Origin of the sequence: Pygmaiobacter massiliensis, from assembly GCF_900199435.1 — a bacterium.
Lineage (GTDB): Bacteria > Bacillota > Clostridia > Oscillospirales > Ruminococcaceae > Pygmaiobacter > Pygmaiobacter massiliensis.
Genome location: NZ_OAML01000003.1, coordinates 1,524,221 through 1,545,542, shown reverse-complemented (window position 1 = coordinate 1,545,542; position 21,322 = coordinate 1,524,221). Strand labels below are relative to the sequence as shown.

General features: G+C 50.1%; 23 protein-coding genes and 1 riboswitch. Of the genes, 11 read left to right on the top strand and 12 right to left on the bottom strand.

The window, feature by feature from the left end; translation table 11 throughout:
- Nucleotides 1-151 precede the first annotated feature (151 nt).
- The 10 genes from C1A11_RS11970 to C1A11_RS11925 all read left to right on the top strand — a co-directional run bounded on the left by C1A11_RS11970 (nucleotide 152) and on the right by C1A11_RS11925 (nucleotide 10,974).
- Nucleotides 152-1,090, top strand: coding sequence for a CPBP family intramembrane glutamic endopeptidase (locus C1A11_RS11970; protein ID WP_102050682.1), 939 nt, complete (start codon nucleotides 152-154; stop codon nucleotides 1,088-1,090).
- Nucleotides 1,087-1,575, top strand: a complete 489-nt coding sequence (gene tadA, locus C1A11_RS11965; RefSeq protein WP_102050681.1) for a tRNA adenosine(34) deaminase TadA — start codon at nucleotides 1,087-1,089, stop codon at nucleotides 1,573-1,575. The genes C1A11_RS11970 and tadA overlap by 4 nt, the downstream gene beginning before the upstream one ends.
- Nucleotides 1,576-1,740: 165 nt before the next feature.
- Nucleotides 1,741-2,250 (top strand): MarR family winged helix-turn-helix transcriptional regulator, encoded by a 510-nt coding sequence (locus C1A11_RS11960; protein ID WP_102050680.1) that lies wholly within the window; start codon nucleotides 1,741-1,743, stop codon nucleotides 2,248-2,250.
- A 4-nt stretch (nucleotides 2,251-2,254) separates the two neighbouring features.
- Nucleotides 2,255-4,480, top strand: coding sequence for an ABC transporter ATP-binding protein (locus tag C1A11_RS11955; protein WP_102050679.1), 2,226 nt, complete (start codon nucleotides 2,255-2,257; stop codon nucleotides 4,478-4,480).
- The gene (locus tag C1A11_RS11950) at nucleotides 4,477-6,339 is read left to right on the top strand and encodes an ABC transporter ATP-binding protein (RefSeq protein WP_102050678.1); all 1,863 of its coding nucleotides are present in this window, start codon (nucleotides 4,477-4,479) and stop codon (nucleotides 6,337-6,339) included. Before C1A11_RS11955 ends, C1A11_RS11950 begins: the two co-directional genes overlap by 4 nt.
- Before the next feature lie 184 nt (nucleotides 6,340-6,523).
- Entirely contained in the window at nucleotides 6,524-7,213 is a 690-nt protein-coding gene (locus C1A11_RS11945) for a GNAT family N-acetyltransferase (protein WP_102050677.1), read from the top strand.
- A 272-nt stretch (nucleotides 7,214-7,485) separates the two neighbouring features.
- A complete protein-coding gene (locus C1A11_RS11940) occupies nucleotides 7,486-7,935 on the top strand; it encodes a DUF2975 domain-containing protein (RefSeq protein ID WP_242965923.1) in 450 nt (149 codons plus the stop codon).
- Between the two features lie 11 nt (nucleotides 7,936-7,946).
- A complete protein-coding gene (locus C1A11_RS11935) occupies nucleotides 7,947-8,162 on the top strand; it encodes a helix-turn-helix domain-containing protein (protein WP_102050675.1) in 216 nt (71 codons plus the stop codon).
- A gap of 12 nt (nucleotides 8,163-8,174) precedes the next feature.
- Nucleotides 8,175-9,605 carry a DUF4153 domain-containing protein gene (locus tag C1A11_RS11930; protein ID WP_102050674.1) on the top strand — a complete coding sequence of 477 codons (1,431 nt, stop codon included), beginning with the start codon at nucleotides 8,175-8,177 and terminating at the stop codon, nucleotides 9,603-9,605.
- A 31-nt stretch (nucleotides 9,606-9,636) separates the two neighbouring features.
- Nucleotides 9,637-9,717, top strand: a riboswitch (Fluoride riboswitch).
- Nucleotides 9,718-9,777: 60 nt separating this feature from the next.
- On the top strand, nucleotides 9,778-10,974 hold the full coding sequence (locus C1A11_RS11925) for a cation:proton antiporter (RefSeq protein ID WP_102050673.1): 1,197 nt from the start codon (nucleotides 9,778-9,780) through the stop codon (nucleotides 10,972-10,974).
- 145 nt (nucleotides 10,975-11,119) lie between these two features.
- Here the strand turns inward: C1A11_RS11925 and C1A11_RS11920 are convergent, their stop codons facing one another.
- Genes C1A11_RS11920 through C1A11_RS11905 form a run of 4 tightly spaced genes read right to left on the bottom strand, consistent with a single transcriptional unit; the run spans nucleotide 11,120 to nucleotide 13,670 of the window.
- Nucleotides 11,120-11,299, bottom strand: coding sequence for a hypothetical protein (locus tag C1A11_RS11920; protein WP_102050672.1), 180 nt, complete (start codon nucleotides 11,297-11,299; stop codon nucleotides 11,120-11,122).
- Nucleotides 11,296-12,105, bottom strand: a complete 810-nt coding sequence (locus C1A11_RS11915) for a TIGR03915 family putative DNA repair protein (RefSeq protein ID WP_102050671.1) — start codon at nucleotides 12,103-12,105, stop codon at nucleotides 11,296-11,298. Before C1A11_RS11915 ends, C1A11_RS11920 begins: the two co-directional genes overlap by 4 nt.
- Complete coding sequence (locus C1A11_RS11910; protein WP_102050670.1) at nucleotides 12,084-13,382, bottom strand: putative DNA modification/repair radical SAM protein; 1,299 nt, start codon at nucleotides 13,380-13,382, stop codon at nucleotides 12,084-12,086. The genes C1A11_RS11915 and C1A11_RS11910 overlap by 22 nt, the downstream gene beginning before the upstream one ends.
- A gap of 36 nt (nucleotides 13,383-13,418) precedes the next feature.
- On the bottom strand, nucleotides 13,419-13,670 hold the full coding sequence (locus C1A11_RS11905; RefSeq protein WP_102050669.1) for a hypothetical protein: 252 nt from the start codon (nucleotides 13,668-13,670) through the stop codon (nucleotides 13,419-13,421).
- 170 nt (nucleotides 13,671-13,840) lie between these two features.
- Here C1A11_RS11905 and C1A11_RS11900 point away from each other — a divergent pair, with 170 nt between their 5' ends.
- Entirely contained in the window at nucleotides 13,841-14,461 is a 621-nt protein-coding gene (locus C1A11_RS11900) for a LexA family protein (RefSeq protein ID WP_102050668.1), read from the top strand.
- Nucleotides 14,462-14,624: 163 nt separating this feature from the next.
- Here C1A11_RS11900 and C1A11_RS11895 read toward each other — a convergent pair whose 3' ends face one another.
- From C1A11_RS11895 to rsxC, 8 genes are all read right to left on the bottom strand, one after another.
- Nucleotides 14,625-15,407 carry a TraX family protein gene (locus tag C1A11_RS11895; RefSeq protein ID WP_102050667.1) on the bottom strand — a complete coding sequence of 261 codons (783 nt, stop codon included), beginning with the start codon at nucleotides 15,405-15,407 and terminating at the stop codon, nucleotides 14,625-14,627.
- A gap of 88 nt (nucleotides 15,408-15,495) precedes the next feature.
- Nucleotides 15,496-15,966, bottom strand: coding sequence for a pyridoxamine 5'-phosphate oxidase family protein (locus C1A11_RS11890; RefSeq protein WP_102050666.1), 471 nt, complete (start codon nucleotides 15,964-15,966; stop codon nucleotides 15,496-15,498).
- Between the two features lie 209 nt (nucleotides 15,967-16,175).
- The gene (locus C1A11_RS11885; protein ID WP_102050665.1) at nucleotides 16,176-16,964 is read right to left on the bottom strand and encodes an RnfABCDGE type electron transport complex subunit B; all 789 of its coding nucleotides are present in this window, start codon (nucleotides 16,962-16,964) and stop codon (nucleotides 16,176-16,178) included.
- A gap of 15 nt (nucleotides 16,965-16,979) precedes the next feature.
- The gene (locus C1A11_RS11880) at nucleotides 16,980-17,576 is read right to left on the bottom strand and encodes an electron transport complex protein RnfA (protein ID WP_102050664.1); all 597 of its coding nucleotides are present in this window, start codon (nucleotides 17,574-17,576) and stop codon (nucleotides 16,980-16,982) included.
- Complete coding sequence (gene rsxE / locus C1A11_RS11875; RefSeq protein ID WP_102050663.1) at nucleotides 17,573-18,253, bottom strand: electron transport complex subunit RsxE; 681 nt, start codon at nucleotides 18,251-18,253, stop codon at nucleotides 17,573-17,575. Before rsxE ends, C1A11_RS11880 begins: the two co-directional genes overlap by 4 nt.
- A 5-nt stretch (nucleotides 18,254-18,258) precedes the next feature.
- A complete protein-coding gene (locus C1A11_RS11870; protein ID WP_102050662.1) occupies nucleotides 18,259-18,783 on the bottom strand; it encodes an RnfABCDGE type electron transport complex subunit G in 525 nt (174 codons plus the stop codon).
- Nucleotides 18,780-19,721, bottom strand: coding sequence for an RnfABCDGE type electron transport complex subunit D (locus C1A11_RS11865; protein WP_102050661.1), 942 nt, complete (start codon nucleotides 19,719-19,721; stop codon nucleotides 18,780-18,782). Before C1A11_RS11865 ends, C1A11_RS11870 begins: the two co-directional genes overlap by 4 nt.
- Nucleotides 19,721-21,034, bottom strand: coding sequence for an electron transport complex subunit RsxC (rsxC, locus tag C1A11_RS11860; RefSeq protein WP_102050660.1), 1,314 nt, complete (start codon nucleotides 21,032-21,034; stop codon nucleotides 19,721-19,723). Before rsxC ends, C1A11_RS11865 begins: the two co-directional genes overlap by 1 nt.
- Nucleotides 21,035-21,322: the final 288 nt, after the last annotated feature.

Below are 21,322 nucleotides of genomic sequence, written 5' to 3'. Positions count from 1 at the left end.
CCGGGGCGCTTTGCCTCGGGGTTATTTTTAAGCGGGGATTTCCATTTTCTGCTTTATCCTGTATAATAAAATGAAATTGTTTTGCACAGGTAAACGAAATGCTTGCATCGTCTGGCTTTCGCATTGTGCGTGAAAGGAAGCGTTTGCCCGCATGAAAAAAGACCGCCTTTTTTATAGCGCCAATCTTGTGGGGCTGACGGTTTTCCTCTATTTGATGCTCAGCACATTGCTGCGGGGTGCCTTGTCACTTTTTCTGGCGGTTTACCAGCCGGGTGCCGCACTTCATAATCCGGTAGGGCTGCCTGAACTCTTGATTCAGCTGCTTAATCTGGCTTGTAGTGTTGTTAATCTTGGCGTTCCGCTTTGGCTGCTTTGCCGCACTATGCGCCCGCTCAATGTGCGCATCCCCCATGCAAAGGTACCGCGCAAGCAGCTACTGACCGCATTGCCGATTTTTTTGCTGTTTACTACCCTCTGTACCGCGCTGGCCAACGGGCTGCGTATTGTGCTGGATAAAGGCGGCTACAGCGTGCCCGAGGCCGCACAGCTGCCGTCTGGCAATCTCGCGCTGTTCTTTTGCTTTATTGCCACCTGCGTTGTACCTGCGGTGGGCGAAGAGCTGCTCTTCCGCGGCGGCATCCAGCAATTGCTTCGCCCGTGGGGCGACTGGTTTGCAATTCTGGTCACCTCGTTTTTCTTTAGTTTTCTGCACCACGACCTCTCTCAGCTGCCTTCTATCTTCGCCATGTCGGTATTTTTAGGCTATGTGGCAGTTGTCACCGGCAGTGTGCGAGCGAGTATTTTACTGCATTTTGCAAATAATCTTTCCAGCTTCCTTTTGCTTTGGGCACGGCAGCGTTTAGACGCCACCAATCTGCTGGGGCTGTCGATTCTACTGTTTGCCATTTACATCGCCTGCGGGTTATTTGCATTGTTGCAACTGCGGCGTGTAGGTCTTTTACGCCCACTGGCGCGCTATACGGTGCCCAAAAACCAAATGGGGCGTTGGGAGCGCCTGCTCTATGCCCCAATTTGCAGCTTTACCGCACTGCTGCTGATTTTAACAACTGTAATGGAGTATTTTCGATGAGTGAAGCCCCTAAAAGTGATGCCTACTTTATGGCGATTGCAATTGAAGAAGCCAAAGCCGCTGCCGAGCTCGGCGAGGTGCCGGTTGGTGCCGTGGTGGTAAAGGATGGCGAGGTGGTGGCACGGGCGCATAACCTGCGCGAAACCGGTAAAAGTGCACTCGCCCATGCAGAGCTGCTTGCCATCGGCAAAGCCTGCGAGGCGCTGGGTGGTTGGCGGCTTTGGCAGTGTGACCTTTATGTGACGTTGGAGCCCTGCCCTATGTGCAGCGGTGCTATTATCAATAGCCGCATCAAACGGGTGGTCTATGGTGCACGTGATGCCAAAGCAGGCTGCTGCGACAGCGTGATTTCGATGTTTGACCTGCCCTTTAACCACCGCCCTGAAATTATAGAAGGCGTATGTGCGGAAGAATGCGCCGGTTTGCTGCGCGATTTCTTTCGCAGCCTGCGTGAAAAGAAAGCCCAAAAAACCGAAAAAAAATAAATTACAAACTATGAAAAGCTCTGTATGTCGTTTGACACTGCGGGGTTTTTCTTTTTTCATTTGGGAATGCTAAAAAAATTCACAAATTCGCTATTGCTTTTCTGGTAGAAGTGTCGTAAAATTCTTAGGTAGCCTAACTAATATATTTTCAGGAAAGGAAATTTTATGGACGGCATGAACCCTCACGCCAAAGAGTTGCTTGGCGCAATCATGGAAGTACGCAGCAAAATGTTTTCGTACACGCCCAATATCCCTCTCAGCCCCGCAGATTTTGCACTAATGCGGCATGTACACATTTTTTCGCGAGAATTTGCAAAGCAAGATGAGCCGGGCATTCGCCTCTCAGAGCTGGCAAAACATTTACACCACGCCTCCCCTACCGTCAGTCAGCGTGTCAGCGAACTGGAGGCTGCTGGGTATCTCTGCCGCCAACGCAGCGAAACGGACCGGCGTGTGGTCTTTATTTTGCTGACCCAACAAGGCCACGAGCTGATGCAACAAGCTTTTTCCGAATGTAATGTGATGCTGAGCCGTATTATTGACGAATTTGGCATTGACCGTATGAACCAGTTTATCGCGATGGTGCGTGAATTTGGCGAAACGGCAACCCGCGTACAGGCACAGGCACAAGCCGAAACAGCCCCTATAACAAAAGGCCCTTCCAGAAAGGATTGAACGCATGACAAAACTTGCCCGTTATTTAAAACCGTACCTTGCTTCGGTAGCACTTTGCATTGCTTTGCTGCTGTTGCAGGCAAGCTGCGACCTAACTTTGCCGAACTATATGTCAGACATCGTAAACACCGGCATCCAAAAAGGCGGCATCTCTACCGCCTACCCCGAGGTTGCAAGCGAAAACGGTTTGGCGCTGCTCACCACCTTTATGCCAGAGCAGGACGCTACTTTTGTGAAAAACACTTATACAGCCGTCACACGCGGCAGCGATACTTTTGCCGAGCTTGAAAAAAGCTACACCAATTTACCGGACACGGTTTATCTGGCAAGAGATCTAACCGAAGAAAACTCTGCGCGGCTTGACGCAGCGTTTGGGCGTGCTTCTTACGCTTTTGTAACCACGCTGAGTGGCCTTGGCAACGGCAGCAATGTTACCGATACTAGCAGCGATGGCGAAGCGCCCACCTCGATAGACATGACAAAGCTGTACGCGATGCTGCCAATGCTGCAATCCGGCATGGTAGACCCCTCTAAGGCCATCGCTGACGCCGCTACATTGCCTGAGACTACTTATAGCGCCACCGGTGCGCTTTTTGTAAAAGGCTTTTACCAAGAGCTGGGGGCAGACACTGCCGGTATTCAAACCCGCTACCTGCTTGCCGCAGGTGGCCGTATGCTCGGGGTTGCTTTAGTTGGCGGCCTTGCCAGCGTCGCTGTGGGCCTGTTTGCTTCCCGCGTGGGTGCAGGTGTCGCACGCAATCTGCGCAAAGATTTATTTTCCCGCATCAGTCGTTTTTCAAATACCGAGCTGGACCACTTTTCCGCTGCCAGCCTGATTACCCGCACCACCAACGACGTAACCCAGGTGCAGATGTTGGTAACTATGGGCTTGCGGATGCTCTGCTATGCTCCCATCATGGGCGTTGGCGGCATCTTTATGGCACTCTCCAAAAGCCCGCAGATGAGCTGGGTTCTTGGTGTCGGTGTCGGCCTGATTATGCTGTTGATTTTCTTCATCTACAAAGTGGCGATGCCACATTTCCGCGTGATGCAGAACCTCGTCGACCGCTTAAATCTTGTTACGCGTGAAAATCTGTCCGGACTTATGGTGGTACGCGCTTTCGGTACCCAGAAATTTGAAGAAGGGCGCTTTGACAAAGCCAACCTCGACCTCAACAAAAACAACCTGTTTGTCAACCGCGTTATGGCCTTTATGATGCCTGCCATGAACCTGGTAATGAATATGCTTACGCTGCTTATCATCTGGGTTGGCGGCAAACAAATCGCCGCCTCTACGCTGCAGGTGGGCGACATGATGGCCTTCATGCAATACGCCATGCAGATTATGTTCAGCTTCTTGATGATCAGCATGATGTTCATTATGGTACCCCGCGCCGCTGTTTCCGGCAGCCGTATCAGCGAAGTGCTTTCTACCGAAATTACAATTGCTGATCCTCCTCATCCTATCGTACCCGAACACCCGCTTAGCGGTCGCCTCGAGTTCCAGGATGTTTCGTTTAAATATGGCGGCGCTGATGAAAACGTGCTGGAGCACATCAGCTTTACTGCACGCCCGGGCGAAACCACAGCTTTCATCGGTTCCACCGGCAGCGGTAAATCCACCTTAATCAACTTGATTCCGCGTTTTTACGATGTCACCGAGGGCCGCATCACCATTGACGGCATAGACGTGCGCGACCTGCCGCTTTCCACCCTGCGTCAATCGGTTGGATATGTGCCGCAAAAGGGGTTGCTGTTCAGCGGTGATATTGCCGACAACCTGCGCTACGGCAAAGAAGATGCCACCGAAGAGGAGCTGAATGAAGCTGCCCGCATAGCGCAGGCAGAAAAATTCATCAGCGAAAAACCAGAGGGTTATGCTACCGAAATCAGCCAGGGCGGCACCAACGTTTCGGGCGGCCAGCGTCAGCGTCTTTCCATTGCGCGTGCCTTGGTCAAAAAAGCACCTATCTGTATTTTTGATGACTCTTTCTCTGCGCTGGATTTTAAAACCGACGCAGCACTGCGTAAAGCATTGCACAGTGCAACCACCAAGTCTGCCGTGCTAATTGTTGCACAGCGCATTTCCACCATTATGCATGCGCAGCAGATTATCGTCCTTGCCGATGGGCGTATTGTGGGCAAAGGTACCCATGAAGAATTGCTCAAAACTTGCGAGACCTACCAAGAAATCGCAAAATCTCAACTGACAGAGGAGGAATTGCAATGAGTGAGCGTAATACGGCCCGTTCTCACGGCCCTGGCGGCGGCATGGGCCGCGGCCCCGGCGGCATCATGCCGGGTGAAAAAGCCAAAGACTTTAAAGGCACTGCCCGAAAACTGATTCAGTATCTAGGCAGCTATAACAAACAAATTGTCGTGGTCTTTTTTGCAGCTGCTCTGTCCTGCATTTTTATGATTGCAGGCCCCAAAGTTTTGGCTTATGCCACAAACGAACTGTTTTCCGGCGTCATGAAGATGTTTACCGGCACCGGTGGCATTGATTTTGCTTATATCGCACGCATTTTGCTCTTTTTGCTGGGCCTTTATCTGCTCTCATTTGGCCTTTCTTACTTGCAGGGCTTTGTTATGACCGGCGTAACCCAGAAGGTCACCTACCGGCTGCGCCAGGATATCAGCAAGAAAATCAGTCGCTTGCCGCTTGCCTATTTTGATGGCACCAGCACCGGCGATGTGCTTTCGCGTGTTACCAATGACGTGGATACCGTCAGCCAAAGCCTGAATCAGAGCCTGACCCAGATTATCACGAGTGTCACAACCGTTCTCGGTGTGCTTGTGATGATGCTTACCATCAGCCCGACGATGACCCTCGTTGCCTTGCTCGTTTTGCCGATTTCTTTCTTGCTCATCGGCACCATCGTAAAAAAGAGCCAGCCGCTGTTTAAACGGCAGCAAAATTACCTGGGCAAGGTGAATGGCCACGTAGAAGAAATGTACGGCGGACACCTTGTAGTGCAGGCTTTTGACCGCGCAGATGAAAGTATTGCCACTTTCGAAGAGCTGAACGACGAGCTTTATAATTCCGCCTGGAAGAGCCAGTTCTTCTCCGGTCTGATGATGCCTTTGATGAACTTTGTCGGTAACCTTGGGTATGCAGCCATCTGCGTGCTCGGCGGCTATCTTACCATTCAGGGACGCATCAGTGTAGGCGACATCCAAGCTTTCATCCAGTATGTGCGCAGCTTTACGCAGCCGATTAGCCAAATTGCCAACATCAGCAATGTGCTGCAGCAAACGGCGGCCGCGGCAGAGCGCGTGTTTGAATTTTTGGAAGAGGAGGAAGAAGTCGCTGACCCCGACCAGCCGCTTGACCCCTCGGTGGTCGAAGGCGAAGTGGCTTTTGCCCATGTAAAATTCGGCTACGACCCCAGCAAAATTATCATTCATGATTTTTCTGCCATTATTCAGCCGGGCCAGCGGGTCGCCATTGTAGGGCCTACCGGTGCTGGCAAAACCACAATGGTCAAATTACTCATGCGCTTTTACGACGTAACCGAGGGCGCTATCCTGCTTGACCGCTACGACCTGCGTCAATTTAGCCGCGATGGTCTGCGCAGTCTGTTTGGCATGGTGCTTCAGGATACTTGGCTCTATCATGACACGATTATGGAGAACATCCGTTACGGCCGTCTCTCCGCAACTGACGATGAGGTCATCGCCGCTGCAAAAGCCGCTGGTGTGCACCGCTTTATTCGTACGCTGCCGGATGGCTACAACACGGTGCTTTCTGAAGACGCTGACAACATCAGCCAAGGCCAAAAACAGCTGCTCACCATTGCGAGAGCTATTCTATCAGATCCTAAAATTCTGATTTTGGACGAAGCAACCAGCAGTGTCGACACCCGCACCGAGCAAAAGATTCAGCGGGCAATGAACACCTTGATGGAAGGACGCACCAGCTTTGTAATTGCACACCGCCTTTCCACAATTCGAGATTCGGATTTGATTCTCGTTATGCGCGATGGTGACATCGTTGAGGTGGGCAACCACGAGGATTTGATGCAGCGCAAAGGTTTCTATGCTGACCTGTATCAAAGCCAGTTTGAGCCCGAAGACGCGGCATCTTAACAGGTTTATCCCACGCCCTGCATGAGCGCGGAAATTTGAAAAAGGCGACAATCTGCCAGTGGCAAATTGTCGCCTTTTTTACACCTTTCTAATTGCGCTTATCTCCTGTTTGTGGTAGTCTTAAACTGTCTTTAACGCAGCCCCTGCGCTGCTGAAAACTTAAACAACACAGAGGGCAAAAACAATGAATGCAGAAGAATATTTAAGCCGTAATACAAGGTTAAATGCCGGGTTGCTGCAGGTGATGCGCCGCGGCACCGCAGAAATTTTCCACCAAGGCGGCAGCGGTGTTTTTTTAAAAGACCGCATCAGCGGAGCCTATATGCTTTCGGCCTCAGATACCACGCTGGGGCGCCGATGGCTGCGCGAACAGGAAACCGCACCCTACACTCTTTTGCACATTTGTGACCACGACCTCGCCGAATACGCAATGCGCCGGTACCATTTTCCAACGATACTGGAGTGCCTGCAAGCAGTGTGGGAAAATGGTCGGCCAGATGTTCCGCAAAGACTTACGATTCGTGAAGCCTCTAAAGCAGAGCTGCCGATGATTACCAACCACTATACCAAGCTTGATATGGCAGAGTTAGAGCAGATTCAACGGCTACATAATCTGTTCGTTGCATTTTTTGAGGGCAGTTTTGTCGGGTTTATTGGCTGCCATTTGGAGGGCAGCATCGGCCTGCTTAAAATCTTGCCGGAGTATCGCGGTCAGGGTTTCGCCACCGAGCTGGAAGCTTTTATGGTACGCCGTACGTTGGATTTAGGCCTTTTGCCTTTTGGCCAGGTAGAAACCTGGAATAAAGCCTCTTTTGCTTTGCAGCGCAAACTGGGCATGCAGCTTTCAGATGAAACTCTTTATTGGCTATTTTAAGCTGTTTTCTTAGCTCCGTTCAGCGTGTTTTACGCGTCTGCGCTATGCCAGCCACGATATGGATTGCCTGGACGAACTTTTCTATCAAAACTTAAGGTGCTTTGCAGCGGATTTGCTATGCTGCAAAGCACTTTTTGTATCTTTCACCCTTAATCAGCAATTTCACGCATTGATATTCGAAAATTATTTATTGTTTATCGATAAATAAATATTGCATTTCAATAAATAATAGTGTATGATACAAGTACACAAAACATCTGGAGGAATTTATAATGTGGAACAAAGACAAAAGCATTACGCTTTCTTTATTCTGTGTGCGGCTTTTTGCTGTTATTTTGGTGGGGCTTTGCGCCAGTGCGCCCTGGCTGTTTAAAAGGTTTACCTTAATTCGTTTTATGGTGCCACAGCAGATGCTCTCTTTCTTTTTGGTTACGGTATACGCAGTTGCAGTGCCTGCGGCTTTGGCGCTGTGGCATCTGCATGGTCTGCTTGCCGAAATTCGCAAAAACGAAGTTTTTACCCATGCAAACGTTGCGCGGCTGCGAGCGCTTTCGTGGTGTTGCCTTGCGGCGGGATTGATATGCCTTGCCAGCACGCTGTATTACATGCCATTTCTCGCTCTTGCTGCTGCCGGTGCTTTTATGGCGCTGATTTTGCGGGTCGTCAAAAACGTTTTTGAACAGGCTGTTGCTTTAAAAGACGAAAACGACTTTACCATATAGGGGGTACGGGAATGATTCTAGTTAACCTTGATGTAATGATGGCGCGTCGAAAAATCAGCGCCGGGGATCTGGCAGAACGTGTTGGCATCACCCCCGCCAACCTCTCCATTTTAAAAAATAATAAGGCGAAAGCAATCCGCTTTTCTACACTAGAAGCACTTTGTGCCGCTTTGGATTGCCAGCCTGCAGACCTTTTGCAATATACACCTGACAACAAAACTGAATAAAGGAGAATTCGTATGGAAAATCCAATTTCGGTGGGTACCAGCTGTCCGCCCTGTGAAAGTGCGCCCAAAATTACAAACAATGAAAACAAAAGTGTCAATGCAACGGCTTTTGCTCCTGCACCAAAGCCGAGTCGACCGTTTGTATACGATGCGACTGATACCCTGTTTGCGCTGATTTTCTTTGGCGTCGGGTACTGCTATATCTATGTGCTTACCCAAACGAGCGGTCATTTCTGGCGCGGCTGGCTGCTTTTCACTGCGGTTTTTATCACGGCGGTGCTCAGTTATGGCCTGTTACGCGGCGTGAAACCACCAAAAGAAAGTTGGTTTTGGCTTACTGCGACTGCTTTGGTGGGCTTGTCGTGCCGCTTGGTAGAAATTGACGGCAGTTTTGCTATTTTGCGCTTTTACGGCCTTACCCTTCTCGCTGTTTATTGGGTGCTTTGCTATTTCGGCGTGTTGACAGGTGGCAAAACTGGCAACTATATTGCACTCGATATGGTACGCGGGCTGTTTGTTTTACCGTTCGGCAATTTTTTCGCCGGCTTGCGCTGCATTGTTCAGGCAATTTGCTCGCGTGGCAAGAAAAAACACCATATGGATCTCGTCATTGGCATTATCCTGGCTTTTGCTCTTTGTGCCGGGGTAATCATCCCTCTGCTCTCTCGTGCCGATGCACAGTTTAGCGAACTGCTTTCCGGTTTTCGGTTTCATCTTTCCAGCCTGTTTTTCGGTGATTTTCTGGTATTAAAAATCCGGCTTATTCTTGCTTTGCCGGTTTCAGCTTACTTGTTCGGCCTTTGCTATGGCGCAGCAAGGCGGCGGGCGGATGGCCTTGCTTCTGCTGAGACTCTACAAAAATCAGAAAAGAGAATTCGTATCCTTCCGCTTAATACCGTGCTGGTCGTGGTTGCCGCCGCCTGCGCACTCTATCTGCTGTTTATTCTTTTGCAGGCTGGTTACCTGTTTTCTGCCTTCGTTGGGGTGCGCCCCGCCGAGTTCACCTATGCCGAATATGCCCGCCGCGGCTTTTTTGAGCTTTGCCAGCTGACCTGCTTTAACCTTGCTTTGCTTTGGGGCATCAATACCCTTTGCCGCAGCCCACGCTCAGAGTCTCGACTGCTGAAGGCAAGCAACCTTGCACTAGGTACACTTACTCTTTTTCTGATTGCAACCGCCCTCAGCAAGATGTTACTTTATGTCGACAGCTATGGCTTAACCCCTAAGCGCATTGTCACCACACTATTTATGGTTGGCCTTGCTATTGTTTTTGTGTTGCTTTTGGTCTGGCAGTACCGCTCCTTCAATCTGGTAGGGGTTGCGGCTGTTCTTTTTACCGTCATTTTTGTATTGCTTTGTCTGGTAGATTTACGAGAAATTTCCAACGCTTATAACGCCGGACGCGGATTTGACCCTATCTTTTTCGACATTTTTTATATTTAGCCCTTGCTTTTTTGCCACTTTGTTGCTATACTTTGTAACCGGGAATGAAGTTCTCCCTTGGCTTTGCCAAAACCGCTGACAATAATAAACAGCTGATGACTTCTGCGTTTTGTCGCAGGAATCATCAGCTGTTTTTGCGTCAAAATAAACATTTAGAAAAAGGAGAACTCTCATGATTTTCAGTCTTTCGCTTGTCTTTTTGGTAGGCCTTAGCCTTGGCGGCATTGCCCGGCGGCTTCGGCTGCCATCTCTGCTGGGTATGCTTTTTACGGGCATCTTACTCGGCCCCTTCGTTTTAGACTTACTCGATCCGTCCTTGCTTGGCCTTTCCGCAGAGCTGCGGCGCATTGCGCTGCTGATTATCCTGACTCGCGCCGGGCTTTCACTGGACCTCGCCGACCTGCGGCGCAATGGCCGACCGGCTTTGCTTTTATGTTTTGTCCCCGCCTGTTTTGAAATTGTCGGTGTTTTATTGCTGGCGCCACTACTGCTCGGCTTTTCCCTGCTTGACGCTGCGATTCTTGGCACCGTGCTGGCGGCGGTTTCTCCTGCTGTTATCGTCCCTAAAATGCTTTCGTTGATGGAACAGGGTTACGGCACGAAGCGGGGTATTCCACAAATGGTAATGGCAGGCGCTTCGGTAGACGATGTTTTCGTTATTGTTCTATTTACGGCCTTTACCGGGGTTGCACAAGGCGGCTCATTTGCACCTATGCAGCTGCTGCAAATTCCTGCATCCATTGTGCTTGGTGCGCTCGTTGGCCTCCTTACCGGCAGGCTTTTGTCCTTCTTTTTTGAAAAAGTGCATCTGCGCGATTCCATTAAGGTACTGATTTTACTTGCCATCTCGGGCTTGCTCATAACACTGGAAACAGCTTTCACCGGACGTATTCCTTTTTCGGGTCTGCTTGCTGTGATGTGCTGCGGCATTGGTTTGCTGCGTTGCCGACCTGAAGTTGCCCAGCGGATGGGTGCCAAATACGCAAAGCTCTGGGTTGCAGCAGAGGTTCTGCTTTTCGTGTTAGTTGGTGCCACGGTAGATCCTACTTATATTTATTCTTCAGGGCTGCAAATACTGGCTGTCATTTTCGGGGCATTGTGCTTTCGGGGTGTAGGCGTACTGGTAGCGCTTAGCGGCAGCCGCCTGCAATGGAAAGAGCGCTTTTTCGTAGTGCTCGCCTATATGCCAAAAGCCACGGTACAAGCTGCAATCGGCGGCCTGCCTCTGGCGATGGGGCTGAGCTGTGGCGCCATGGTGTTAACGGCTGCCGTTCTTTCCATCCTGCTCACTGCGCCGCTCGGTGCGCTGGCTATCGATGTAACCTACCGGCACCTGCTTACCGCTGAAAACCTGCTGGTGGAAGATTAACTTGTATCCTCCTTTATAAAGCTGTTTCTTGACACCGCATGATGAAAAACGAAGACCCCTTACGACACCTTTACTTTGGGTGCTTGTACAGCAAGAAACTCGAAGCAGAGGTTAACCGTATGGGTTTTTTTGCTATCTTATTCGTTTAAACCAATTTACGCAGCTCTGTGCAAGCTTGTTCTATTTCTGCAAGTTGCCGCTCAATTTCCAGATGTTGCAAACTTCGCCCGGCATTTTGCCGCGCCGCACAAACCAGCATTAATTTTGCAGCCAGCTTATAAAGCCGTGTTATAGCTTGCATTTTGGCTTTCTCTTTTTGGTTCATTGCGGCGCCCTCTGCTTCAATTGTTTCGGCTCTTTGGGCGCGCCCAGTAAGGCTTCGTCCTCTTGCAGTTCTAACATCTGGCTCCAATAACGTTTTGGTACATGGTTCATCTGGCAACGCGGATTCTCGCGCGCTTCGATTGCAATTGTACGAAAAAATTGCCGATAAAGCGCCCGCACTTCCTGCTCGGCTGCATCTGGCACAGGCAGCTCTAGCTCCTCTATCGGCAACACCTCAGATTTCCCGTGATGGTAAACCAGTGCAGCCCCGTGGGTTTTATCATAAAGCAGAAATGTTTCGTTGCGATAACGGGCACAAAAATGGCTGCGCAGCAAAGGCAATACATAGTTTTTCGGCTCTATCACCGCCGCCAGCGCATTATCGTGGACAGAAAAGCGCACAAATCCCTTATAATTGTGCGCTTCCTTATAAAGATGCTTCACGGCATCTGCCACGGCTGCTATAACAGGGTCGCCGAGCATCGTAGTGACACGGCGCCCCTCTTTTAAGCCAAGGGCTATAAAATCCAGCATCAAAAGCTCTTTTTGCGGCACCGCACACCAATAAAGTGATGCTACAGTTTCTTCTGCTCGCGCAGAAATTTTAGGCCGAAGCACTGCTGCCACGCGATTCGCCTTCTCCGTGTCTGTCCAAATTTGTTTTGTTTGGCAAAGCGAGGGCTGCGCAGTGTCCTCTGTCCAGATTTCCCGCGGCCTTTCGTGAGCGCGGAAAGCTTCAAAAACACAGCAAAGTGCGCCGTCATAGCTTCCATCATAAAGGTAAATTACATCTTGCGGGACAAGCACGCAATGGCCTCCTTCTGTGCAATTTCAGCGGGCAAATCAAACAACGACATTTGCTGCGCCTCAGCAATCGGGTGCCGGTCTACCAGCGCACGCAGCGTTGCTTCCGGCGTCACAATTAAACCGTGCTCCATTCGCCCATTACAGGTAATGAAATATTGGGCACGTTTGAGTACTACACCAATGCGCCGCAACGCATCAAAATCCAGTTTTCGGCTGCGACGCGCCATCATAATTCGTTTTGCACTTAACGGGCCAATGCCCGGCACACGCAGCAATGTTTCCTGGCTCGCGGTGTTTACTTCTACGGGAAACTGCTCCATGTGGTTGATGGCCCAGTTGCACTTGGGGTCTAAAAACGGATTAAAGTCCTGATTTTCTGCATCTAGAATTTCGTCTGCCTCAAAATGATAATACCGCAGTAGCCAATCTGCCTGGTAAAGCCGGTGTTCCCGCAACAGCGGGGGCTTCGTATCCAGGCTCGGCAGCAGTCTGCTTTCTGCAACCGGAATATACGCAGAAAAGAACACCCGCTTTAGGCTAAACTTTTTATATAGCCCCTCAGTCAAGTGCAAAATCTGATAATCAGTTTCCGGGCTTGCACCGATAATCATTTGGGTGCTTTGCCCCGCAGGCGCAAATTTTTCTGCATGCTTATATTTCACAAGCCCGCTTTTGCTCTCTGCAATTGCGCTTTGTATGCTTTTCATCGGTGTTAAAATTGCTTGTTTAGTTTTGTTTGGGGCTAATTTTGCAAGGCTTTCTCCAGATGGCAACTCAATATTAACTGACAGCCGATTGGCCAGCCGGCCTAGTCGGTCAATGAGCACTGGATCTGCCCCCGGGATTGCTTTGGCATGAATATAGCCCGTAAAATGATACGGGCCACGTAGCAATTCGAGCGTTTTAATAATCTGCTCGGTAGCATAATCCGGGTTTCTTCCTACCCCGCTCGAAAGGAACAGCCCTTCAATATAATTGCGGCGGTAGAAGTCCATCGTTAATTGCGCCAATTCATCTGGGGTGAATGATGCGCGCGGTACATCGTTGCTGCGCCGGTTGACACAGTAGGCGCAGTCGTAAGCACAGCGATTGGTCATTAATACTTTCAGCAGTGAAACGCACCGTCCATCTGCTGAAAATGTATGGCAAATGCCGCAGTTGACCGTGCTGCCAATCCCCATACCGACTGGGTTTGGCGTATTGGAGCCAGAGGAAGTGCAAGCCACATCGTATTTTGCAGAGTCTGTGAGGATTGTCAGTTTTTCCATCAAATCCATCTTCTTTACTCCTACCCCTCTGGTTGTATTTGTAAGTTACGCCGCGCGCCGGAATACCACCGCATTTTGTGGCTGTGCAGTAGCACGGGGCACACTATGCCGTACCCGACGTTTTTTAGCAGGCGAAAGACCTACTGAAAGTAGCGCTCCAGCTGTTATAAATAAAAAGCCTGCCACAAAAATATTTACTAAGCTGGCACTTACCGCAAGGTCTACACTCCCTAAAGCGGTAAAACCCAACACAATAAATAAAAGTCCCAAAAAATTTACAAAAAAGGAATGTTTCATAAGAATTTCCTCACTTTACTAGTCCTGTTGTTTCTTACCATCATAATAATACAACTCATGGTTGTTGTCAACAACTTTTACAACTATTTTTACTTTTTACGTTTACTTTTACACTTGTTGGTTGTATAATATAGGTAACAACTAAGGATTTCCTTAAAGGAGGCGTTTCTGTGTTTCACCAGCGTTTAAAAGAATTACGCCGTGCACGTGGCCTTAGTCAGGTCGCTTTGGCAAAAGAACTTAATTTAACGCAGCAAGCTGTCGGCAAATGGGAGACTGGCCGCAGCCAGCCAGACCCGGATACTTTACGGCGCCTGGCAGATTTTTTTGATACTACTGTAGATTATCTTTTGGACCGCAGCGACACGGCACGCCCCGCGCCGATTTTGCCCTACACTGCCGCTGGCGAACATCCCATCCCAGTGATTGGTACCGTGCGTGCTGGCTACGGCGCACTAGCGCTGGAGGAAGACTGCGGCGTAGAGTATGCTCGGGTAAAAGACCCTCAAAATTATTTTTATTTATTGGTCAAAGGCAACAGCATGGAGCCCCGCATTCAAGACGGCGACCTTGCGCTGGTACACAAGCAAAACACGCTGGAAGATGGCGACCTCGGCGTCATGGTGTTTGGCGAGGATGGCGAAGGCACCTTAAAAAAATTTATTCGCCGCGGCAATGCAGTGGTGCTGCAACCTTTTAACCCTGATTATCAGCCTTTGGTGCTGGTGGGCGACGATTTAGCGCAGCTTTATATTGCTGGTAAGGTTATCGAAACCAAAACCAAATGGTAACTCTTTGTTAGGCTTCATGCCTTTTCCTTTGCGGGAAACGCTGCTTTATCTGTAAGTTTCTCAGCAGCTAATGCTCAGCGTTTTCACATAAAAAAGCCTCGCGTGCAGCAATGCACGTCGAGGCTTTTCTATTTTATGTAATTGTAAAAGTATACTTAGCTGCTTAGCCAAACGCAACAAAAGAGCCCAGCCAGCAAAGGGTGAAAACGTGGGCGGGATAAAACACATAAAACAAACGTTTCAGCCCTCTGCCTTTTTCTCCGTTATAGCATAGCATAAACGGCAGCGAAAGCGCCATAAGCCACTGGTAATTTTGGTAAAACAGATTCTGCAGTGTTCCAAATCCACCCATCGCCATCACCAGCAGCGAAAAAGCAAGATAGCTTATCGCCAGCGACCGCTTGTTTTCTTTGGTGTAATAAAGCATAAGGCCGAGTAAAATCCAAATCGGCCCACCTTCGCAGAACAGCAGGCTGGGGAAAACCGAAGCTGGCAGAACAAAGGCGTTCTCGATTTGCGGCAAACCTAATATGGCCATGGGTACCAGCACAATGCTTGCTACCTGTGCCAAAATCAACAGCCATAAAAGTTTTTTTGCCTCACTGCGGTCGCCCTTTCCGCGGAATCCTTCGATAATTGTAATGACCATGCCAACCAGCAAAAACGTCACAAAAATATTGTTCATGGGGGCCGTCTTTGCACCTGGTAAAAGCCACGCCAAAAGTAAATCTCCCACTGCCATAAAAACGCCCCAAAAATAAAGGCCTTTTAAGTAGTGCTTGCGGTCATGGGTGTAATGCACCCCCCACACCATACAAAACAAAAACAGCGATGCCGAAAGACGCCCCAGCCAGGTAAGCCAAATAGGTGCGCCACCAATGAACTCATAAATATGGTCGCAAAACATTAGGGCCAGTGCAAGCAGCTTTAAGGCTGTTGTTGTCATCTGAACACCTTTCTTTCTCTTTTTTCATTTTCACAAAACAACCAAAATCCAAAATTGAAACTTTATGTTTATGGGTTCATCAGTCGTTTTAGTGGTCGCGGCGCTTTCCGGTAAAACTATCTACCTTAATGCGTGCCACCGCCACAAACTTCATTACGTTGTCAGAATACTCAAATTTTTTGCCTGTTTGGTGCAGCATAATGTGGTTCAGAGCATCTTTCTTCTGCTGCAAATCTTCTAAAAATTCCACAGTCCCTTCGCCTACGATGCTGGAAAACAAAAAGCCGTTGCGGCAAGGAATTTCGTCCTCTACCAATTGATGATCCGTGTCCATTTCAAAGCATACACTGGGGTTTTGCTGCAAGGCTTCCAGCTTTTTGCCCTCGGTCGCGCTGTGGAAATAAAGATACAGCGTATCGCCCAACTGCTCAAAGCCATAATTCAGTGGCACAATGTAAGGTTTACCGCCATCTATCATCGCAAGCCGTAGCACCTTGCAGCTTTGTATTACTGCTATTTTGTCTTCCAATGCAGTCAGCTCTCGTTCTTTTCTTCGCATATAAGTCTCCTCTCTTTGCGCTTATCATCGCAAATATAAACTGGTATTTGCAGTATAGTGCCTTTATGGATAATTAGTTGGCACAAGTATGGTTGCTGAAATATCCTCATCTCGTGGGCACTCTATCTGAAGTCGCTACTTAAAGCAGTACCATTGTAATAGAACAAAAGAGCCTGCATTTTCTTGCAGGCTCTTTTGTATTGCGTCAATTACTCCGCCATTACGATAGCGTGTTTCGGGCAAACGGCAACACATTCGCCGCAGCCGACACATTTCTCCGGAATGATGGTAGCCAGGTTGTTTTCAAAGCTGATCGCCTCATGCTGGCAGGTTTTTACGCACTTGGTGCAGCCAATACAGCTGACCGCACAAACCTTCATCGCCTGAGCGCCTTTGTCTTTGTTCTGGCAACGAACTTCTGCCATTTTGCCAACCGGCAAAACAGAAATAATGTTCTTCGGGCAAACTTCAGCGCAAGCGCCGCAGCCGGTGCATTTTTCAGGGTCTACGACCGAAAGGCCGTTAACCACTTTGATTGCATCGAATTTGCAAACAGTTACGCAATCGCCATAGCCAAGGCAGCCATACTGGCAAGCGCTGGGGCCGCCATAGTAGCCGGCAGCAGCCGAACAGGTGGGCATGCCATGGTACTCAAACTTGGTTTTGCAGTTGTCGTTGGTGCCCTGGCACATAACCACGGCGTGGTGCGGGGTAGAAGAACCAGCCTCTACACCCATAACAGCTGCAACAGCGTCGGCAGCTTTTTGGCCGCCCGGCACGCATTTGTTAACCGGTGCGCCATCTTCGACGACAGCCTTGGCATAGTCTGCGCAGCCTGCATAGCCGCAGGCGCCGCAGTTTGCTGCGGGCAATTCTGCCGTAACAAGGCCAATGCGCTCGTCTTCTTCTACTGCCATGAATTTAGCAGCGACAACAAGAATCGCAGCGCCGGCGATACCGATGATGGTAACAACCGCAATTGCTAATGCTATACTCATCTTTTTCTCCTCCCCTTAAGCGCCGAAAATGGATTCGATAATACCGCCGAAACTCATGAAGGAGCAAGAAACGATACTGGCGGCAACCAGTGTGATAGGCAGGCCCTCCATGCATTTGGGAGGCTCTGCGTCCTCAATGCGTTTACGTACACCCGAGAACAGTACCATCGAAAGCATAAAGCCAAGGCCAGCGCCCAGTGCGCAAACAAGGCTCTCGATGTAGTTGTAGCCGCTGTCGAGGTTAAGAATGGTAACGCCGAGGATAGTGCAGTTGGTAGTGATGAGGGGCAGGTAGATGCCGAGTGCTTTGTACAGCGGCGGCATAAACTTTTTCATCACGGTCTCGAGCAGCTGCACAAGGATCGCGATAACCAGGATAAAGGTGATGGTCTGCAGGTAGCTCATGCCGTTCGGCTCAAGTACATAGGTGTACAGGGGCCAGGTAGCGGCGGTTGCAACAACCATAACAAAGATAACTGCGGCAGACATGCCCACAGCGGAATCCAGTTTTTTGGAAACGCCGAGGAACGGGCAGATGCCGAGGAATTTTACCAGCACGTAGTTGTTAACAAGAATCATGCTGAAGAAAATCAGTGCAAGCTCTTTAATCATGCCTCAGCACCTCCTTCCGATGCACAGGAGCTATCCGAGCCGCAGCCAGCGCAGCCGGCACAGCCCATCTTCTCGGGGTCGGTGTTGGTTTTCAGGCCTGCGCGGTTGCTCAGCACGACAGCGACAGCCATGAGAATACCAAAAATAAAGAAGCCGCCCGGAGGAGATGCAAGGATCGCCATCGGGGTTTTGATTAGCTCGATACCAAAGAAAGTACCAGCGCCCAAAATTTCGCGAATCGAAGCCATAACAAAGAGAGTCAGCGTAAAGCCAATGCCCATGCCAAGGCCATCGAGTGCGGAATCGACCACATTGTTTTTGCATGCAAACATCTCAGCACGGCCAAGGATGATGCAGTTAACAACGATCAGCGGCAGGTAAACGCCCAGCGCCGAATCGAGTGCGGGTGCGTAAGCTTTAACAAGCATCTGCACCACAGAAACGAAGCCCGCAATGATGGTGATAAATGCGGGAATATGGACTTTGTCGGGAATGATTTTGCGGCAAGCGGAAATAACAACGTTTGAGCAGATCAGAACGAAGGTTGCTGCAAGGCCCATGCCGATGCCGTTCATGGCTGCGGTGGTGACCGCCAGGGTCGGGCAGGTGCCGAGCACGAGACGCAATACCGGGTTTTCCTTGACAAGGCCATTGGTCAGAATTTCAGTCTTTTTCATTCTGCTTAGCCCTCCTTGACGGTGTTGTACGCAGCAAATGCGCCGTCAACGACCCTAATTACTGCGCTGGAAGAAATGGTCGCACCGCCGATGGTGGAAACACTGCCGGTGTCTGCCTGGCCAATAAACTGGTCAGTGAATGCCGGCTCCTGCGCTTTTTTACCAACGCCCGGGGTTTCCTGGTTATCCATAACCTTAATCAGGTTAATGGTGCCATCTGCTTTGATGCCGATCATAACAGGCAGGTCGCCGCCGTAGCCTTTGGCTTTGCCGGTGATAACAAAGCCGGCATCGTTATCGGCCTTGTACACTTCGGTGACGATCTCATCGGTGTATTCTACCTGGCTGAAAGAGGTTGCCTCGGGCAGAACTTCTGCACGCGCGGCATCTGCGATTTTTTTGTTGTTTGCCTCAATGACGGGCAGCGTTGCATTGTTTGTTACTGCAAGCAGTCCGGAAACAATAAGGCAGATCACACTCAGAACGATAATCGGTTTGACGATCATCTCAAAAGTTTTGTTGTCTTTCATTGTTTCTTAACACCTCCCAGGGGTTTCTGGAGCGTCAGATCATTGATATAAGGCACCAGGATGTTCATCAGCAGGATAGCGAAGGAAACGCCCTCTGCAGAAGTGCCGAGGAAGCGGATCGCCCAAGTGATGAGACCGAGGCCAAAACCAAAGACCAGTTTGCCGGTAAAGGTGTAAGGCGAGGTGACGTAGTCGGTAGCCATAAAGATAGCGCCCAGCATCAAACCGCCAGAAAGCAGCTGTACCAGTGCCTCATAGGGGCTGCCGGTAGAAATCAGGCTGAGCACGAAAACAGTGCCGATGTACATCAGCGGAACCGTCGGTGCAATAACTTTGCGCACGACGAGATAAACACCGCCAAGCAGCAGTGCCAGTGCGCAGGTTTCGCCCAGCACACCGCCGTGGGTGCCCAGCAGCAGCGGCAGCAGCGGCAGGTCTACACTGGCTGTTGCAGCCAGCGGGGTAGCACTTGCCAGCACATCAATGCCGGTGTTGTTCACTGCGGGGAAACCGTAAGAAGTCATGTAAGAGGTAAAGCTGAGTGCCAGCACAATGCGGCCCACGATAGCGGGGTTCGCAAAGTTGTGGCCCAGGCCACCAAACAGCTGCTTAACGATAACGATAGCAACAAATGCACCGATAATCGCCATCCACAGCGGAAGAGTGGAAGGCAGATTCATTGCCAGAAGCACACCGGTAACCACGGCAGAAAGATCGCCGATGGTGATGGGCTTTTTGGCAAGATAGCAATAAAGATATTCAAACGCAACGCTCGCCGCAGCGGTGACGCCAACGACCAACAGTGCACGTGCGCCAAAGATGATGGCACTGGCGATGACTGCTGGGCAAAGAGCGATCAGCACGTCCAGCATAATTTTGCGGGTGCTGGAATTTTCGCGGATATGAGGAGCGGCGTTGACAATGAGTTTATTTTCCATTATTTTTTCGCTCCTTTCTTCTGCATCGCTTTCGCCAGTTTCATTGTGCCAGAAACCGGGCGTTTTGCGGGGCATACAAAGGTGCAGCAGCCGCAGTCCATGCAAAGGTCAACCATCAGCTTATCCAGCTCTTCTACCTTCTCCAGGCGATAGGCTTTGGCAGCCATAACCGGAGAGAGGCCCATCGGGCAAGCTTCGATGCATCTACCGCAATGGATGCAGGCATTTGCCTCGGGCAGAGTCGCTTTTTCACGGCTCATAACAAGAATCGCATTGTTCTGTTTCAGGGTAGAAACAGAAGGATCCATCACAGAAAGGCCCATCATCGGTCCGCCCATGATGATTTCGCCGATTTCACCGGTAGCGCCGCCGCAGAAGTCGATGACTTCCTGAATCGGGGTGCCGATGATGACGTTGACGTTCTTCTTGTCCGCAATCAGGTCGCCGTCCACTGTCAAGCGACGAGCAGTCAGCGGCATGCCGGTAGCAAGATAGCGTGCAAGGAAAGCAATCGAGCCAACGTTCATGACGATGCAGCCTGCATCGCTGGGCAGACCGCCACGGGGAACCTCGCGACCGGTACAGCTTTCGATGAGGATTTTTTCAGCGCCCTGCGGGTAAACGCTGGGCAGCTCTTTTACCGTCACAGAAGACTGGCCAGCGCAAAGGCTGGACATTGTTTTAATCGCCTCGGGCTTGTTTGCCTCGATGCCGATAATGACGTTTTTAATCTGGCACCACTTCTGAACAGCGGCGATGCCGGACATAATATCCTCGGGGTGCTCGAGGAATTCACGGTTGTCTGCGGTGATATAAGGTTCGCATTCTGCACCGTTGATGACAAGGGTGTCCACCGTGTCAAAGTTTTTGAGGGTAAGTTTGACCGAGGTGGGGAAACCTGCGCCGCCAAGGCCAACAAGGCCGGAAGCACGCACTGCTGCAGTAAACTCCTCGTATGTATTAATCATAGGGGGAGCGATTGCAGGGTCCACCGTCTGTTTGCCATCCGGAGTAATTTCTACGCATGTGGCTTTGCCGCCATTGCTGGTAAGCATTTCACGCACGTCTGTAACAGTACCCGAAACGCCAGAATAGATAGGTGCGGAAACAAAACCGCCTTCTTTGCCGACCAGGCTGCCCACGCAGACCTCGTCCCCTTTTTCGACCACTGGCTGTGCCGGCGCACCAATATGTTGTTGCATGGACAAGACAATCTTGCTGGGCAACGGCATATCTACGGTGGCGACATCCGATGTGTTCTTCAGGTGAGGTACATGAGCACCCTTCGCCGCACGTTTAAAAATGTTTTTCATGAAGCGAATTTTTCCTCCTCTTATTGATATTGTGCCTTCCCGGTTTTGGTGCCGGGCAAACGAAAACAAGGCAAGGAAATTCTCTTTGCCTTGCCCTGGAACGTAAAAAAGCACTTTGCGCCCCCAAACGTTGTGCAGAACGCCGACGTAACGCTGTTAATTATTATACAGCTTTTTCGGTAATATTACAATGTTTTTTTCTGGTGGTACCTGTTTTTTTAGGCATTCTGTGGTTTATGTCACAAATTGGTTACAGAGTGGTTTAAAAAGCTGGTTTTCGGCTCATAA